We start from the raw sequence: 17,822 nt of genomic DNA, 5'->3' as shown, positions 1-17,822 counted from the left end.
TTCATTTTTCACTTTTCACTTTTAATTTTCTTTTTATGGTTTTTGTTTTCGTCTTTTCATTCAACATTCAACATTCAACATTTCTTTCATGTTTTTAATTTTTCACTTTTCACTCTTAACTCTTAACTCTTAACTCTTACTCTTAACTCTTAACTTTTAACTTTTAACTTTTCACTTTTAATTATATCTATTCTTTCCCCTTAATAAACATTGCATCGCCAAAGCTAAAGAACCTATAGCCTTCTTTAACGGCAGTTTCATAAGCCTTCATAATGATTTCTTTACTTGCTAGGGCAGATACCATCATAATTAGTGTTGATTCTGGCAAATGAAAATTTGTAATTAAATTATCTACTATTTTAAATTGGTAGCCTGGATAGATGAATATATCTGTCCATCCATTGCCAGCTTTAAGCTGAGAATCATTTGTAGTAGCTGATTCAAGTGTTCTACAGCAGGTTGTCCCAACAGCAATTACCTTTTTACCCATTTTTCTTGCTAAATTTATGGTTTCAGCAGCTTCAGCTTCAATTGAATAGTATTCTTCATGCATTTTATGCTCCTTAACATTTTCTACCTTTACTGGTCGAAAGGTGCCTAAACCAACATGAAGTGTTATAAATACAATATTGGCTCCTTTTGCTTTAATCTTTTGTAGCAATTCCTCTGTTAAATGTAATCCAGCCGTTGGTGCAGCTGCAGAGCCTTTGTTTTTTGAGTAAACAGTTTGATATCGTTCATTATCCTCTAGGGTTTCAGTAATATATGGTGGTAGTGGCATATTACCTAGCTTGTCTAATATTTCTTCGAAAACACCCTCATAAGAAAAGGTAACTATTCTTGAACCATCTTCTCCCATAGCTTCAATCTTTGCCTTTAATATACCATTTCCGAACTCAAACCATGTACCTATCTTAGCTCGCTTACCTGGCTTAACTAAAACCTCCCACTTATCTAGCTCTATTTGCTTTAACAGTAAAAATTCTATTTTACCACCAGTATCTGTCTTTTCGCCTATTAGCCTAGCTGGTATAACCCTAGTATCGTTTAAAACTAGACAATCTCCTTCGTTTATATAATCTATTATATTATAAAAATGCCTATGACTTATTTCTCCTGTTTCCTTATTCAATACCATAAGTCGTGACTCATCTCGTTTTTCTAAGGGAGTTTGTGCAATTAGCTCCTCTGGTAAATAATAATTAAAATCTGTTGTTTTCATAAATATTATTCCACCTTTATGTTAGTATAATAAAAGGATAGTATATCTTCATAGGTATAGTTCATTTCTGCCATTCTTTTAGCTCCGTACTGACTCATACCTAGACCATGTCCAAAGCCTTGTCCATTGAAAATAAATATATCTTTATCAATCTTTTTACTATTATAGCTTTTCCCATTATATATATTGATATTTGTGGTTGAGTTCAATTTTTTTACACCTGTTGAGGTAATAACATTTATTCCCTGAAGATTAACACTTTGGGGCGTTGATGATGCCTGCATGGCTATAGCATCTGTTTCTCCACCATTCTGAATTGTAAAGCAAGAGCTTCTTAAACCAAAAACAAATCTACTTTTTTGCTTTTTTAATATCTCTTCACCTTTGGTGCCTTGTACCAGCATTTCTAGTACTCTTCCATTTGGAGATGCTTCAATTATTTTAATATCAATTAACTTACCTACATCTATCTGATTTTTGATAAGTATATTCTCTATTTCAGCCTTGTTCAATACAACCGACCAGCTTGAATTTGGTGCATCTAGTGAGTATTCATCCTCTTTTCCTCTAATATATTCAAGGCTAGAAGACCAAATATTTTCACTGTTTTCCGTTCGCCCTCCACTGTTTGAATGATAAAAGGGCGTAATAGGTACTCCATTATGGGTTATTATTTTCCCCTTTGTTTCATCCACAGCTCGACTAGTATTGGGATGCTCAATATCATAGCCTCCGTATACCTGAGAGTTCACTGTATTGCAAAGATTAAATCCCTTATCTTGAAACTTAGTCATTGATGTTATTGCAAAGCCTCTAGCAGCAACTGCCTGTGCCTTTAAGGCTTCCAATGGCCAGGAAGGTGACATTTCCTTAGGCACTACTCCATATAAGTACTCCTCCAATAGTAGCCTATTTACTATTGCCATATCATTTTCTACCATTCTTTTGGCAGTTATGGCTCCTCTAAAATTTCTCCCCTCTAGGTTAATTAGAGGCTCTTCACCTTTATCATGAAATGCTTGTATATATACTTCATCCTTTGAGTTAAAAACAAATATACCATTTCCATCCCCATCAAGCACCTGCACTCTATCCTTTGATGGTGTTATGACATAACTATTAATTCCTATGGTATTCTTTACCTGGTCGGCTTTCTCCTTAGCTGTTGCTTCATCAATATAAAAACCTGCAAAAACCTTCCACTCTCCTGCTTCATAGGCTAGGTATAAATCTTCAGGTATTTCAAGCGCTTCTAAAAAGGTTTGGGCTTCTATTGCAGATTCAAATGGATCTCCTACTTGAATATGGTAGGGACCCTGTATATTTAAGCTTCCTGTTTCTTTTATATTTCCAGTATACTCAACAAAATTTCCCTCTGATTCAATATAATATGAATCCTTTCTTAATATTATCTCTTCAAAGTCAATAAGGGTTAGCATATTTTGAAAAATGTCATCTTTATAGATTCCACCAATAAATCCTGCTGATGATTTCAAGTGTACTACTGATTTAGCAGAGGAACCAAAATATAAGCCTATCTCAATATATTTTGGAAGGATTGGCTTCTCATTAGCATAGGTTGTTACAATGGGTAAGCTTACAATACAAGTAATAATTAGTACTATAAGTAGCATCTTCATTCTCATCTTCATTAAATAACCACTCCATCTCTATCATCATCTGTAACTACTTCGACAAACATATGTTAATTCCTTTGATTTTTTTGCTGTAGTTATTTGGTACTATTGCTACCTTCTTAACGTCTTTTGAGAAATAGATTTAGTAATATTGATAAAACTATGCTTATAATTATACTTGTCACCAGTGGAAAATAAAAGGTAAAGTTTCCTTTTTTGATAAATATATCTCCTGGAAGCTTTCCCAGTCCTAGTCTGCCCCCAAGCATTATAAGGCAACCTATAGCAGCTAAGCTTAACCCTGCAAAAACAAGAATCTTACCTATATTACCCATAGTGAAATCTATCCTCCTAATCCTTTTTATTGTAAGCTATGTTAAAGTGCCTATATGCCTTTTCCATTACTACTCTACCTCTGGGTGTTCTATTAATGAAGCCCAGCTGTAATAGATATGGCTCATAGACATCTTCTATGGTATTTTTTTCTTCTCCTGTAGAGGCAGCTAGGGTATCTAGTCCTACTGGTCCACCGCAAAAATTATCTATAATTGTTGTTATCATCTTTTTATCTACATGATCTAGTCCTAAATAGTCAATTTCCATTAATTTTAGTGCATCTACTGCAACCTGCTTAGTTATTCTTCCATTGGCTCTTACTTCTGCAAAATCTCTAACTCTTTTAAGAAGTCTATTGGCTATTCTGGGGGTTCCTCTTGATCTTGATGCAATCTCCATTGCCCCCTCCTCATCTATAAAGACATTTAATAGGGATGCTGATCTTTTTACTATATATGTAAGTTCCTCTGTTGTGTATAATTCCAATTTGCTTATTACACCAAACCTATCCCTTAAGGGAGAGGTTAACAGTCCAGCCCGAGTTGTTGCTCCAATTAAAGTGAATCTAGGTAAATCTAATCTTATAGACCTAGCACTAGGCCCTTTGCCTATAATAATATCTAATGCGTAATCCTCCATTGCTGGGTATAAAATCTCTTCTACTGTTCTATTTAATCTATGTATCTCATCTACAAAGAAAACATCATTTTCCGACAGGTTTGTAAGTATTGCAGCTAAATCTCCAGGTCTTTCTATTGCAGGACCAGAGGTTATACGAATATTTCCATTCATTTCATTTGCAATAATATGTGCCAAGGTTGTTTTACCTAAGCCTGGAGGTCCATATAAAAGAACATGGTCTAAGGCTTCCTTCCTTTGCTTGGCTGCCTTTATATAAATATTTAGTCTTTCTTTGACACCCTCTTGCCCAATATAGTCATCAAGAGATTTTGGTCTTAAGCCACCTTCTATTTCTATATCCTCTTGTTTTATATTATTTGAAATAACCCTATGGTCATCATTAAACATAGACTCCACCCACCCTTTACTTACCTAATAATATTAATGTCCTTCTAATCATATCCTCAGTTGATAGTCCTTCTTGGAAGGCTGCCTTGTACGCCTTGTTAGCCTCGTAGCCACTGTAGCCTAGTGCTATTAATGCTTCTATAGCTTCATTGTTTTCTGAAGCACCTTGTTTTTTATCATTAATACTCTCTAAGGTTTCTGATACTTCAACCTTATCCTTTAACTCAAGTATAATTCTTTCAGCGGTTTTCTTTCCGACTCCTGGGGACTTTGATATTGCCGATACATTATTACTTTTAATATATCCGCTTAGCTTATCTGCTGTATATGTTGATAATATTCCAGAGGCGACCTTTGGACCCACCTTAGACACCGATATTAGCTTTCTAAACACATCCAGCTCCATCCTTGTAGTAAAGCCATATAAGCTCATTTCATCCTCTTTTACTACTAAATGGGTGAAAATTGTCGTATCTTCTCCTATATTAACATCTGTAACACTGTTCATACTACTATTAATTCTATATCCTATACCATTGGCTTCAATAACTATTTTATCAATAAATACTTCTGAAATCTTCCCCTTTATATATTCAAACAATCTAATCCCTCCGCATCTATTTTATTTTGAATAGATCACTAAAATTACCAGAATGACCGTGACATATTGCTACTGCTAAAGCGTCGGCTACATCATCTGGCTTTGGTACTGTTTTTAAGCAAAGTAGTGTTTTAATCATTTGCTGTACTTGTTTTTTGTCGGCTCTACCATAGCCAACCACCCCTTGCTTTACTTGTAGTGGTGTGTATTCATAAACTGGTATGTTTCGATTAGCAGCAGATAATATTGCCACTCCTCTAGCTTGTCCAACTATAAAGGCTGTCTTTGAGTTATTATTAAAGAATAGCTCCTCGATAGCAATAACGTTTGGCTTATATGTATCTAATAATTTGCTTAATTCTTCATATATAATGCGTAGACGTTGGTCTGTTGGTGTTTTACTGGAGGTTTTTATTGCATTATAGTAAATTGGTTTAAAGCTATTACCTTCATATTTTATGACTCCTATTCCCATAATTGCTATACCTGGGTCGATTCCGATAATTATCACTGATTATTCCCTCCAATAATATCCTTCTCAATATTTCTATTGTTTTAGTTTAACATATATTGATATAAAAAGTGAAGTAACAAGAGATGAAAATAGTTATTATAAAGATAAATCAAAAAGGGAAATTGATTTAATCAATTTCCCTTTTTTACTTACTATTTTTCTAACTACTATAATCCTCTAAAAGTCTATTTACTTCCTCTCGGCTTTTTAATAGTATACCTCTTTTTAATTTATCTTGATCAATGGTTGGAAGCACAGAAATAGGTATAGAGGTTTTTTCAGCTAGTATTTTTTCACCGGCTTCATTATATTGAAATATTGCTATAAATCCGTCCTCCTGTGAAACTAGAAAGTGATTAGGACATATTTGATTCTTCCTCCTAAATAGTATTACTTCATCATTAGAAAATTTTACAACTTGCCATTCTGACATATTTTCTTCTGTGAAGGTGCGAAAGGCCCCTTCCTTAAGTCCAACGATTTCATCCATCGGCTCAATTACTTCATCTATAATACTTTGACAGGATGTATATAGGCTTCTAAATACCATTCTAGTATCTGTATCAATACTATCTTCAAAGCTGGTCACTGGAGCGTCATTTTCCTCTAGCTCTCTTTCATAGTTATCCCTGTCTAAATGTAGGTAATCATCAGGAGAATTATCTTCTTTTTCTGCTATTTTCTGGGGTGGTTCTTTATTTAATAATGGATTCATATAGTAACCCACTAAAAAACCAATAATTACAAAGCATATCAAAGTTACAAAAAAAGCTAAAAAGTATGGGGTTCGTCTTCTCCTTCTCATTATTTAACCTCCTTATTCTTCTAGGAGGTTATTATAACCATATATTGTTAATACTATTCAATTATTAGTCAATATCTTTTATTACTCTATTAATGTATTGACAAAAGTCAGTTTCCTTTGCTTCGGCGTATTCATAAATAATTGATCCCTTTAGCTTTATTCCCCTCAGCTCCTTAAGGATTTTTCTTACTGGTATTGTCATTAGTGATTTTTCAATTATTGCATAATCCCCTTCATCATAGTAGCAAACAATAAACTGGTTAAAATGATTTAGAAAATAAATTGCTAATATATCCCCTCCTATGTAGAAGGTTTTTCTCTTTACGTGTTGATTGTTTTTTCTAAATTCTACATACATTTTTCCCTGTTTAAAATTATATTGTAATGCATTTTTATTTAGATGCTCTAATGAGGCTATTAGCTTTTCTGAGTGCTGTTGTAGCTCATATGTTTTAATGTACTCAGTATTTTTTATTTCATATGCTACCTCCTCTGGTGAAACAGTTATAATCTCAATTACTTCGGCATTTACTATTGATAGTTCTTCCTCATTTATTAATATCTTTGAATGAATTATTTTATAGTCTTCATTTCTATCTACAACTGATTTACATATATAAGTAGAGTTAATGCCATCACTTTCTAATATTCTTATTTCATTTTTTAAAAGAACTGCCGCCCCTTCTGTAGGCTTATAATCATAATTTATTGTATCTTTTGATAATAAATATTCTGCACCATCTATATCATTACCTACCTTTCGCATTATAAAATAATGTATCAATTCAATATAGGAGCTTATTTCTTCATAAATCTTTTTATTCAATATATCTAGTTTTTCTGAACTTAGTTGCACTTCTTTTTTTAGAGTAAAGCTATAGCTATAAAAGCTTGGTAAATCTTTCTTATGTATAAGGTTCTGATATCCATAATATTGTATTAGATACATTGCCTCTTCTTCGTTTATATTTACTATCTCTCCTCCCAAGTGCCCCATAAATCTTTGTGTAATTTCCGCTGACTTAATTACATTATTTGTAAGCATATCTTCATAGTCATATATTCCATGCTCTTCTGAATCAAACAAGAACCATTGGAAATAGTTTAGCTTGTCTTCCCTTACCCAATGGATTTTCAGTGCAATAACACCCATTAACCTTGTACGAGTTGCTACGGCACCTTCAAAGCTTTGTTTTATTGTATTTTCTTTTCCGCCCTTTATTATTTTAAGTGATTTTTTATTTAGCATATACTTCTCTCCTAATTTAAGGTGATGTTACATAGTATTTGTCTTTTAAAAATTTTAATAAGTATAATCAAAACTCAATTATTAATTAATGCATGATTTTTCTAAAAAGATACATACTATATATGATGTAAATATAAGATAGAAAAGGAGTTGACATGATGGATCGTTTAGCCCTTAGTCTTGTAATTATAGGTGCTTTAAATTGGGGTTTAATTGGCTTATTTCAATTTGACCTTGTAGCAGCATTATTTGGTGGGCAGCAATCTATACTAAGTCGAATAGTATATTCGTTAGTAGGTGTAGCAGGTGCATACTGTATTACTCTATTATTTAGGGAGAGAACTGCAAGTAAAGAATAGTTTTATTAAATTATACGATTTTTATTCTAAAAATAAAATAGAAATTACCGCAGGGTAATTTCTATTTTATTTTATATATTCTCTTCATCAATATTAACTTCATCTTTATATATTCTAATAACTTCTATTGCATTTAAGTATTCATTGTCTTCTACAAATATGTCAATTCCTTGTGTAGAAAATATATTACCTGTAATATGCTTCATATACTCTGCATTATCCTTAAGCCTTGACTTAGTTTCAATGCCTTCTGTTTTTAATATATCCTGTATTATAGCTGCTTCAACGGGGTCGTCAAGATTAATCAGTTTAACCCATTTTTTTTGCATTTTTTCACCCCTTCTATTAACGATTATCTAATTATTAGACTATTACTAATATTGACTTTTACTTATATATTTATTATACCATAATTAATTATAAAGACTCTTAGTTAAATAGCCTTTGAAATACATAAAAATATAATATATTATAAAATAAAGGAGGTAGTTTAAATGAGTAAACTAAGTTTTGTATATAACAGACACAGTGTACGAAAGTTTAAAAAATTTGCAGTAGCAGAGGAGGATATTCGTGAAATAATAAAAGCTGCTACCTACGCCCCATCAGGTAAAAACGCTCAAAACTGGCATTTTGTTGTGATAAAAAACGAAGGTAAAATTAATAAGATAGCAGAAATAATAGAAGACAAAACCCATGAATTGGCAAAGCTAGCTGATAAGGAAGATCTGAAAAAAAACTTGTTAAAGTATCTTCATTACCACACCTTTTTTAAGTATGCACCAGTATTAATACTTGTTTTTGCAGGTCCATATCCAATTCCAGCCTGTGATATTCTCATGGCTGCAAATAAAACTGAAGAAGCCAACAGAATTCTAAAAGCAGCACCTGGTATTCAAAATATTGGAGCTGCAATGGAAAATTTATTGTTAGCAGCAGCCAGCTTAGGCTATGGTACCTGTTGGATGACGGGACCAAATTATGCAACCAGTGAAATTGAGCAATATATAGGTTTTAAAAAGGAAGGATATTCTTTAGTTGCAATGACCCCCTTAGGTGTACCGGAGGAGTCAGAGCTTAAAAGTCCTACAAGAAAAGAGTTAGATGAAGTTTTAACAATTATTGATTAACTAGGTTTATATTATATATAAACCTAACCTTTATTGCATTTTTTGCAATATCCATAAATCTCTAATTTGTGATCAACCGGTGTGAAGTCATCATGTATCATCAAAAACTTTGGTTCTTTTAATGGGCAATAATTGGTTATTTTTGTTTGCCCACATTCTAAGCATATTAAATGATGATGATGTACACCCTCATTTAACTCATAATAGTTAACGCCATTGTCTAAATTAAAGCGTTTAACAACGTTTGCTTTTGTCATAGCTTCAAGGTTTCTATATACCGTAGAAAAATTGATATTATTATACTCACTAATGATTCTATTATATATTTCAGCGGCTGTAAGTAAATGCTCTTCACTCTCTAAAAAAATGTTTAAAATTGCTCTTCTATGCTTTGTTATTTTATATCCGTTTCTTTTTAGTTTCTCCTCTAAAAACTCCATATAATCTCCCACTTTTTTTGTTTACTTAATAATACCTTTTTGATATAACAATTGTCAATTATCAGGTATATATTACTACAAAACTATGACAGGGTGAAGAGTAGGAATCCTTAGCATTTTTATTACATCTAAGCTCGAACTAATCCTTCATTTTCATCCTTCTCTTTCCCTGTCATTTATATTATTTGATATATTATTATAAATATTCTAATGTTTTTATTTAATAATACTGTAAAACAAAAAAAACTATAACCTGTTGTTATAGCTTAATTTTAATATGGCGGGAGTACGTGGGAATCGAACCCACCCAAGAGGCTCTTAACCCCTCGCGCTGGTTTTGAAGACCAGAGGCAACACCAGCCACCATCTACTCCCATGATGTCTGAATTTATTGCGACTAGTATAGTATAGCACATTTGAGAGTTGTGTCAAGGGATAATTTTTCTTTTATAGTTAACTTTGATTCCTATCCTTATATACATTAGGCTATTTCAAAATATACTAATTAAAATGATTTCTTTCTTCTGTATTCTAAGCTTCTCCCACTACCATCTTTTTTAGGTCAATGACTACTCCAACTGCCTTTAACAAATCCATTCCTACTATTCCATTTATATCAAATCCATAATCCATTACCCATATTTCTACCTTGAAATTCTCCTTACTCAAATCTCCTAAGTTTATTAAATCTACCTTTTTCTTATACACAAATTCTGACCCACCTACACCTGAGATGGTTTCAATTGTATCATTAGGTTCTATAGTGATTCCTATTTCTTCTACCTTGTCCATCTTAAGAACAGTACCACCCGAACCTGTATCTATAAGTACATTGTCTAATGCTATTACTTTTTCCTGATAGGTTAGTTTTATACTACAAAATGGAAGTCCATATTTTAGTTTAAGTTTAACCATTTTTACGCACTCCCATCCACATTCTTTCTTCTATTATTAACTCGTCATTTTTAGTATGATACACATACATTTCTCTGCTTTTATCTTTCTTATGTTTTTCTCTATATTCTTTAAGTGCTTCCTTCCCGTCATCATATGCGTTTATAACGGAAAGGTCTTTTACAATTCTTTTTCCATCTTCTGAGTAAGCTTCTATAGCTTCAAACAGTATCCACTTATTGACATAAAGATTTCTTGCTTCTTTCCATATCATGTGCAACACCCCCATTTAATAATATACTCATTCTAAAATCTTACATTTACTTATAACTCTATAATATCACAAACTTAATTTTAATACTGATTTATTGTATTAATAATATATATTTCTACATTATAATTTTTCACCGTCTCCACGACATCCACTCCGTCCTTTCGCCGCCAAAATAGAAGAAAGAGATGAACACTCTTCATGTTAACTGAAATTTGCTGATAATAATTCAGGTTTTGTATTCTTTTATCATGTGACACATCTCATGGCCTACTATATTGTCGGAGATTTTTCTACTCTAAAAAGGACCCCTAACAGATTGCTCTGTTAGGGGTTTGATTATACATTATTTGTGAGACAATATTGCTCTCATCCTGATGTGGTTGTTGTTTGGTGCCTGGCACTTTGCCCACTTTTTGCTTATAAACTCTCGTTGCTCATAAATGGGATAAAAGCATTGCAAAACAGTATACCTTACTGAATCACTACACAAGATTTGAAGACCAGAGGCAACACCAGCCACCATCTACTCCCATATTGCCTGAATTTATTGCAACTAGTATATTATAGCTAATTGCTATGGATTGTTAAGGGATATTTGGGGTAGCTTGTGGTGAGAAGTATTATTTTAATAACATCTTAAACCAAGCCTATATTATATTTGGTCTTCAACAATAGTTTCATATATAATTTTCCACTCACCCAAATCATTCCTTAGTCTAAACATAACATCCTTGTATATGTTTACTGTTCCATCCTCCAATGTTTTTTCATAATCCATAACAATGGTTGTAACTCCAGTCTCTTTAAAAATACTGTAGGAGTTAACTACATAGTCTTGAACACCAACCTCTAGCTCTCTCATTTGGTGGAAAAATATAGAATAATCTAAATTAATATCTAAGGGTCTATATATTTGATCATATGCATACCTATACTGTTCATTAATTATATTTCCAAAATATAGTCTAATTACTTCAATTGGTGAAGGAAATGGAGCTTCTATTATTCTTTCATTTCTATTGTAGGCATCCTTTAAAGACATATGATGCTGATATATCTCTAGGCCTTCTCCCTCCACCTGTATTTTCACCTTGTCAACATGCTGTAGCTCTGTTAATGAGTTTACAATTGAATATATTGTTGTTACTTCAGAGGATTCTCCACCTTTAAAGTTAGATACAAACTCCTTAGAGAAATTTATATATGTTGTGTCTTCCACTGTAGTTATTGAATATAGCTTCACTTGGGTAGGAACTGTTGGCTGTAGCTGCCCATCTACTGGTCCCTTCATTAGTTCCCTCATAATTATTTCTTCTCTTGATTCATTCATCCGTTCTACTGCTCTAGTTTCTTTTACTAGGTGCTGATTGTTAAAGTCAGCAAAGTACAAAGTCATAAGCTCCACAATTCTTTCAGGATATGGTGCAATTTTGAGTTCATTATCTAATACTGAATTGTCAATAAAATGATTATTTGCACATCTAACCAATAAAAAAAACAATAATACTATTAAAATGAAAATTACTAAATAGTTCTTTTTCATGAAATCATCCCTACATCTACTATTTTCTAATGCTTATTAACATCCATAGGAAGCCTAACGATAAAGGTGCTTCCCTTTTTAACTTCACTTTCCACTTCAATTGTTCCTTGATGAAGGCTAATAATTTGATGAGAAATGGATAAACCCAAGCCAGTTCCACCTGTTTTACGGGATCTTGCACTATCTACCCTATAGAACCTATCAAATATATAAGGTAGGCTCTCCTTTGGAATTCCGTAACCTGTATCAGTTACCTTTATTACTGCATATCGGCCTTCTTTTTCGATATTTATAGTTATTTTTCCCCCGTCATCAGTATACTTTACAGCATTATAGATAATGTTCATTAATGCTTGATATATTTTTCCTTGATCAATAAATATTTGAATCTTTTCCCATTGACTAATAATTATTTTAATGTTCTTTTTTTCAGCTAAGGGTCTAATGTTATTAACTACTTTTTCTATTAGATAATTAACGTAAGTTAACTTATAATTTAAATTAAGCTTTTCTTCGTCTAAATCAACCATGCTTAATAGGCTTTCAATAATCTCGTTTAATCTATCTATCTCACTATCAATATCCTCAAGAAACTCATGATAAATAGAAATGTTATTTGATGGTTGCATTATAAGGGACTCTGCCAAAAGCTTCATTGAGCTTAGGGGAGTTTTTAACTCGTGGGATACATTTGCTACAAAATCCTTTCTTTGCTTTTCTATATGGCTGAGTTTTGTACTCATAAAGTTATACGCTCTAGATAATTGTCCTATTTCATCATTACCGTCAATATCTACCCTTTCATTTAGCTTGCCCTGGGCTGTTCTTTGCATTGCCTCTGTCAGCACTTTTATTGGCTGTGAAATTAAATTAGCAAAGACTAAGCTAATGCCTGTAATGAGTAAAAGGGTTAACAGAGATATAAAAAAAAGAAGATTCTTAACACTATTTATAGTATTATAGGCTTCTTGAAGTGAAATAGACATAAATACAACACCTAAAATCCTATCGTAATATATAACTGGGACACTTATATACATAGTCTCTCCATATCTATCAAGCTTATATAAACTGACTACTCTCTCACCCTTTAATGCCCTTGATATTTCTTCGCTGCTAATTTTAGTATCCCTTATATCATTAAAGGAATCATATATGGCATTATTATTTCTGTCTATAATCAAAATTCTTCCTTCAACTAGGTGTCCTATTTCATCCATCATTTGATTAAGATACAATTGATTAAACTCTATAGTAGATTCATCGACTGATAACCTAACGCGATTTGATAATATATTGGCCTGTGTAAGATAGTTCATTTCTTTTTCATCCAAATAGTTTTTTTTAATTGTTTCGTATACAAAAACGTTTATTATCAACAAAGCTATAATAAGTAAGAATAGGTAGGTAAATAAAATTTTCCACCTAATACTTATGAACTGGTTACTTGCCCCTAAAATAATAGCCTACCCCCCATTTTGTTAGTATGTATTCTGGATGGCTAGAATTTGATTCGATTTTTTCTCTCAACCTTCTAATATGTACATCAACAGTACGCAAATCTCCAAAATACTCATAACCCCAAATTATTTCTAAAAGCTCTTCCCTACTATAAACCTTTCCTGGATTAGAGGCTAGCAGCAGGAGCAGATCAAACTCCTTTGCAGTTAAATTAAGCTCCTCTCCTCTTACAGTAACCTTTCTTCCTAATGTATTCATAGTAAAGTCATCAATTTTTATTACTCTATCTAAGGAGGTTTCTACATTTTGATAACGTCTTAAAACTGCCTTGATTCTAGCCTTTAACTCTAATATATTAAATGGCTTAGTTAAGTAATCATCAGCCCCATATTCTAGTCCTAATATCTTACTAATATCCTCTCCCTTTGCAGTTAACATAATTATAGGGGTTTGATATTTTTGTCTTATTCTTTGACATACCTCTAATCCATCTACTTTGGGCAGCATTAAATCCAGTAATATTAAATCAAACCTGTCTTTTTCCACCTTATCTAATGCCTCTTGACCATCTGTAGCAACTGTTACTTCATAGCCATCTTGTTCTAAACTATATTTTAAGCCCTTCACCAACAACGGTTCATCATCAATTATTAGAAATTTATACGCCACAATATCACCTCTTCAATTTTTTGACTGCTTGTACAATTAAGATTTAAAAAAATATATACTAATATTATATATAAAATTTAACATCTTTAAAAGATAAAAACTGGAGATACCCCCAGCTAATATAATATTCTTTCATCATTAATTCTTTTTGTAACTTTATGATTATCAAAATACTCCAATAAGGCAACTGCATACTTTCTACTGGTCCCTAATAAATCTCTAAAATCAGCCAGTGAAACACTTCCCTTTTCATTTATTAAGTCTTTTAGCTTAGTTTTTGCCTCATCAATTGCATTTATGTGTAAAATAATCTCTTGATTTAGCTTAATTAGCTCTTTACCAACCATAGCCTCCATTACTTGGTCAATATCATTTCTATTGAAGCCTACAGAATCATACACCTCTTCTATTTTTGGTGTTGCAAACATGTTATTTAAATACATGTCTTCTAGTTTTTCCTTAATTTTTCTTTGATTATCGTTTAATACCACCTCAAAATCTATAATAGCCACATACTTACCTATTACCTTTATAAGCATATCCTTGCTTAAGGCTGCTATTATAGAATCAAAGGCTTTATTTTTGATTTTGGGAAGTAGTTTGCTTTTTAGTTCCTCCTTTAACATCCCATGTCTTAGGGGATTATTATTGTGATACTCCCTTAGTAGTGAAATGGTGTTGTTTTTAATGGTTTCATAAAAGCTTTTGTGAATAATACTATTACAATCTAATTTTATTATTGCATTTTTCTTTATAAGCTTAATAACTAACTCATCTATATAATTTGCTTGATGGCTAGTTGTCTTAGCCATAAAGGATATATCGGGAAACTCACTGCTATATCTTTCTATTTGCTTTTCTAAAATCTCTTCTGGAGTGCCTGTTTCCTTGAGCTTAAGCTCTCGAATAACATTCTCATCAAACCTTTTATGCTTTTTAGGATTAGGGTCAATGACAGTTAAGCCACCAACTGTCTCCATGGGTGAGTAGAATCTTATAATGTTTAGGTCCCCCTTTTTAACGGCTGTTATTTCCTCTAGCCTAAGCTGTACTAAGCCTGACTCTCCAGGTAAAAGCTCTTCTTTATCTAAAAGCACTATTCTTGCCAGCACCTCAGTTGATCCGTGGTATAGCCTAATTCTATCTCGATTTTCTAGCTTTCTTGTGTAGCTCTTTAGTACTGTTAGCCTACCATCTATCATTAAGGTTGTTTCCATTGAGTCTAGCTGCGAAAGAATTTGTCCTCTTTCGATTTCTTCTTTTTTTACATTAGCTACATTTATTGCAACCCGCTGTCCTCCATAGGCAGCCTCCACAGCTTTACCGTGGACCTGTAAACTTCTGACCCTAACTCTAATTTTATCTGGCAGTATTTCCAGTGTATCTTCAAGCTTAATGGTACCTTCCATAAGGGTGCCAGTAATTACTGTACCAAAGCCTGTTATCGTAAAAACTCTATCTATTGGCATTCTAACTGGCGAATGAATATCTCTGCTTTCAGCAAGGTCTGCTAAGTTATCAATTGTATTTACTAAGCTATCTATTCCTTTTCCTTCTACTGAATCTACTACAAGCATTTCAGCACCTTCTAAAAATGTTCCCTTTACCTTTTCCCTTATATCCTCTTGAATCAAGTTAAGCCAATCATTATCCACAAGTCCTGCTTTGGTAATTACTATTACTCCATTTTTAATATTAAGTAGATTAATAATGTCAAGATGCTCTTGTGTTTGGGGCATTACCCCTTCGTCGGCTGCCACCACTAGCATTACTATATCCATGCCACCAACACCCGCCAGCATATTTCTAATAAATTTTTCATGTCCTGGAACATCTATAATACCAGCCCGTTTCCCGCTAGGTAAATCAAAATATGTAAATCCTAGATCAATTGATATTCCTCTCTTTTTCTCTTCCTTTAATCGGTCTGTTTCTCTACCTGTTATAGCCCGTATCAATGTGGTTTTTCCGTGGTCTATGTGACCTGCTGTTCCAATAATTATGTTCTTCATAAGAAACTCCTCCTGTTTCAAAAAGACAGATTCAATTTAACTATTTAACTCTATCCCCTTTTTAAGTCCATCACAAATAGCATAGAAATCCCTTTCTTTTATAGTACGTAAATCTATTATAATAATATCTTCATGAATACGTGTAAAAATGGGTTTTTCATAGTAGCGTAGGCTTTCCTCAAGCTGGGCAGTAGAAATAGTTAAGGCTTTAATTTTTAATACCTTTGTAGGTAGCTTTTCTAATGGTAAAGCTCCTCCTCCTATTTGTGAAAAGTCATCTTCTATATCTAACTCTATAGGTAGCTTCATTTTTTCAATCATAGCCTTCAGCTTTTCAGCCCTATCCATTATAGTATTAGTTCCCTCTGTTATCATCTTTAAGGTTGGGATTGTTTTAATTGCATAGTCTTCCTTTAAATAGCATCTTAAGGTCGCCTCCAATGCAGCCATAGTAAGCTTGTCAACTCTGAAGGCCCTTGTTAATGGGTTTTTCTTCATCCTGTCAATATACTGTTTTTTACCAATTATTATGCCTGCTTGTGGTCCACCCAGTAATTTATCTCCACTAAAGGTTATTATATCAGCACCAGCCTCCACACTATCCTGTACTGTTGGTTCATATGTAATTCCATATTTTTTTAAGTCTACTAATACACCACTTCCTAAATCTTCTATTACGGGAATATTTTTTCGTTTGCCTAAGCTAACCATATCCTTTAGTGATATTTCCTCTGTAAAGCCTAAAATTTTATAATTACTAGTATGTACCTTCATTAGTGCTGCAGTATTTTCTCCAATTGCATTTTCATAGTCCCAAAGATGAGTTTTATTTGTTGTTCCAACATCCACCAGCTTAACACCGCTTTGCTCCATTACATCTGGAATTCTAAAGGCTCCACCTATTTCAACAAGCTCCCCTCTTGAAACAACAACCTCTTTGTCTTTTCCCATTGTACCAAGCACCAGCATAACTGCAGCTGCATTATTATTAACAACCATAGCATCCTCTGCACCAGTTACAAATCTTATTAACTCAACTACGTGACTATATCTACTTCCCCTTTTACCTGTTTCTACGTCTATTTCTAGGGTTGAATATCCAGAGGCAATAGACCATATTTTATCCTTCAACTCATCTGCCAATAGAGATCTTCCCAGATTTGTATGTAGCACTACCCCTGTCCCATTAATAACTTCAATTAAATTCATCTTCATAAATTCTTTACAGCCTATTAAAACTTCTTCAACAATAGCCTCTGTTTCAACTTTAATGTTCTTTAACTCATTATCCTTCATGGCTAGAATATTACGTCTATAGCTATCTATTGTATTACGGATTCTCTCAACAATTACCCTTCTGGGGATATTTTCTAATATATCAATAACTCTTTCATGGTTAATTACTTCATCAACCGATGGCAAATTACTTAACAAATATGATTTACTCAAATAAAACCACTCCTTATAGTTAAATCAAGAAATTGCATACTTAATTTAGGTTAATTAATAATTTTATCACCCCTGCATAAGAATTCAATAAAGTTTTAAAGAACATATAAATGTAATACTGCAATTTCCTCAAATATAAATTTACATAGATTATAACATATTTTTAAATTTTGTATACAAATTATCCTTTGTAAAAAA

The 17,822-nt window shown here is 32.7% G+C and carries 19 protein-coding genes and 1 tRNA gene; 2 read left to right on the top strand and 18 right to left on the bottom strand.

Annotated features, from left to right (window positions below; all coding sequences use genetic code 11):
- Positions 1 to 187: 187 nt before the first annotated feature.
- From queA to F8154_RS02910, 8 genes are all read right to left on the bottom strand, one after another.
- Positions 188 to 1,222, bottom strand: coding sequence for a tRNA preQ1(34) S-adenosylmethionine ribosyltransferase-isomerase QueA (gene queA, locus F8154_RS02945; protein ID WP_151860100.1), 1,035 nt, complete (start codon positions 1,220 to 1,222; stop codon positions 188 to 190).
- Between the two features lie 5 nt (positions 1,223 to 1,227).
- The gene (locus tag F8154_RS02940) at positions 1,228 to 2,862 is read right to left on the bottom strand and encodes a SpoIID/LytB domain-containing protein (RefSeq protein WP_243141144.1); all 1,635 of its coding nucleotides are present in this window, start codon (positions 2,860 to 2,862) and stop codon (positions 1,228 to 1,230) included.
- A gap of 116 nt (positions 2,863 to 2,978) precedes the next feature.
- Positions 2,979 to 3,194, bottom strand: a complete 216-nt coding sequence (locus tag F8154_RS02935; RefSeq protein WP_151860098.1) for a DUF2905 family protein — start codon at positions 3,192 to 3,194, stop codon at positions 2,979 to 2,981.
- Positions 3,195 to 3,210: 16 nt separating this feature from the next.
- Positions 3,211 to 4,224 carry a Holliday junction branch migration DNA helicase RuvB gene (gene ruvB / locus F8154_RS02930; RefSeq protein WP_151860097.1) on the bottom strand — a complete coding sequence of 338 codons (1,014 nt, stop codon included), beginning with the start codon at positions 4,222 to 4,224 and terminating at the stop codon, positions 3,211 to 3,213.
- A 16-nt stretch (positions 4,225 to 4,240) separates the two neighbouring features.
- Positions 4,241 to 4,825 (bottom strand): Holliday junction branch migration protein RuvA, encoded by a 585-nt coding sequence (gene ruvA, locus F8154_RS02925; protein WP_151860096.1) that lies wholly within the window; start codon positions 4,823 to 4,825, stop codon positions 4,241 to 4,243.
- 16 nt (positions 4,826 to 4,841) lie between these two features.
- The gene (ruvC, locus tag F8154_RS02920) at positions 4,842 to 5,336 is read right to left on the bottom strand and encodes a crossover junction endodeoxyribonuclease RuvC (RefSeq protein WP_151860095.1); all 495 of its coding nucleotides are present in this window, start codon (positions 5,334 to 5,336) and stop codon (positions 4,842 to 4,844) included.
- Positions 5,337 to 5,499: 163 nt separating this feature from the next.
- On the bottom strand, positions 5,500 to 6,144 hold the full coding sequence (locus F8154_RS02915; protein ID WP_151860094.1) for a BofC C-terminal domain-containing protein: 645 nt from the start codon (positions 6,142 to 6,144) through the stop codon (positions 5,500 to 5,502).
- Positions 6,145 to 6,208: 64 nt separating this feature from the next.
- A complete protein-coding gene (locus F8154_RS02910) occupies positions 6,209 to 7,393 on the bottom strand; it encodes a hypothetical protein (RefSeq protein ID WP_151860093.1) in 1,185 nt (394 codons plus the stop codon).
- Positions 7,394 to 7,548: 155 nt separating this feature from the next.
- Here F8154_RS02910 and F8154_RS02905 point away from each other — a divergent pair, with 155 nt between their 5' ends.
- Entirely contained in the window at positions 7,549 to 7,752 is a 204-nt protein-coding gene (locus F8154_RS02905; RefSeq protein ID WP_207706813.1) for a DUF378 domain-containing protein, read from the top strand.
- A 71-nt stretch (positions 7,753 to 7,823) separates the two neighbouring features.
- Here F8154_RS02905 and F8154_RS02900 read toward each other — a convergent pair whose 3' ends face one another.
- Positions 7,824 to 8,081: a putative signal transducing protein gene (locus F8154_RS02900; RefSeq protein ID WP_151860092.1), complete on the bottom strand. Its 258-nt coding sequence runs from the start codon at positions 8,079 to 8,081 to the stop codon at positions 7,824 to 7,826.
- 165 nt (positions 8,082 to 8,246) lie between these two features.
- On the opposite strand from F8154_RS02900, the gene F8154_RS02895 reads away from it, so the two are divergent.
- Entirely contained in the window at positions 8,247 to 8,882 is a 636-nt protein-coding gene (locus tag F8154_RS02895; protein ID WP_151860091.1) for a nitroreductase family protein, read from the top strand.
- A gap of 23 nt (positions 8,883 to 8,905) precedes the next feature.
- Here F8154_RS02895 and F8154_RS02890 read toward each other — a convergent pair whose 3' ends face one another.
- The 9 genes from F8154_RS02890 to selA all read right to left on the bottom strand — a co-directional run bounded on the left by F8154_RS02890 (position 8,906) and on the right by selA (position 17,624).
- Positions 8,906 to 9,322 carry a Fur family transcriptional regulator gene (locus F8154_RS02890; RefSeq protein ID WP_151860090.1) on the bottom strand — a complete coding sequence of 139 codons (417 nt, stop codon included), beginning with the start codon at positions 9,320 to 9,322 and terminating at the stop codon, positions 8,906 to 8,908.
- Between the two features lie 278 nt (positions 9,323 to 9,600).
- A tRNA-Sec gene (locus tag F8154_RS02885) sits at positions 9,601 to 9,697 on the bottom strand.
- Between the two features lie 156 nt (positions 9,698 to 9,853).
- Positions 9,854 to 10,237, bottom strand: coding sequence for a retropepsin-like aspartic protease (locus tag F8154_RS02880; protein WP_151860089.1), 384 nt, complete (start codon positions 10,235 to 10,237; stop codon positions 9,854 to 9,856).
- Positions 10,230 to 10,490, bottom strand: coding sequence for a hypothetical protein (locus tag F8154_RS02875; protein WP_151860088.1), 261 nt, complete (start codon positions 10,488 to 10,490; stop codon positions 10,230 to 10,232). Before F8154_RS02875 ends, F8154_RS02880 begins: the two co-directional genes overlap by 8 nt.
- 652 nt (positions 10,491 to 11,142) lie before the next feature.
- Positions 11,143 to 12,033, bottom strand: coding sequence for a GerMN domain-containing protein (locus tag F8154_RS02870; RefSeq protein WP_151860087.1), 891 nt, complete (start codon positions 12,031 to 12,033; stop codon positions 11,143 to 11,145).
- Between the two features lie 26 nt (positions 12,034 to 12,059).
- On the bottom strand, positions 12,060 to 13,352 hold the full coding sequence (locus tag F8154_RS02865) for a sensor histidine kinase (RefSeq protein WP_243141143.1): 1,293 nt from the start codon (positions 13,350 to 13,352) through the stop codon (positions 12,060 to 12,062).
- Between the two features lie 124 nt (positions 13,353 to 13,476).
- Positions 13,477 to 14,163 carry a response regulator transcription factor gene (locus tag F8154_RS02860; RefSeq protein ID WP_151860085.1) on the bottom strand — a complete coding sequence of 229 codons (687 nt, stop codon included), beginning with the start codon at positions 14,161 to 14,163 and terminating at the stop codon, positions 13,477 to 13,479.
- A 116-nt stretch (positions 14,164 to 14,279) separates the two neighbouring features.
- A complete protein-coding gene (selB, locus tag F8154_RS02855) occupies positions 14,280 to 16,175 on the bottom strand; it encodes a selenocysteine-specific translation elongation factor (RefSeq protein ID WP_151860084.1) in 1,896 nt (631 codons plus the stop codon).
- A gap of 36 nt (positions 16,176 to 16,211) precedes the next feature.
- Entirely contained in the window at positions 16,212 to 17,624 is a 1,413-nt protein-coding gene (gene selA, locus F8154_RS02850) for an L-seryl-tRNA(Sec) selenium transferase (RefSeq protein ID WP_151860083.1), read from the bottom strand.
- Positions 17,625 to 17,822 lie beyond the last annotated feature (198 nt).

The sequence above is a fragment of the Alkaliphilus pronyensis genome (genome assembly GCF_009017275.1).
GTDB lineage: Bacteria > Bacillota > Clostridia > Peptostreptococcales > Natronincolaceae > Alkaliphilus_C > Alkaliphilus_C pronyensis.
Note: the sequence above shows the minus strand (reverse complement) of the source record. Positions and strands in the feature narration are given on the sequence as shown.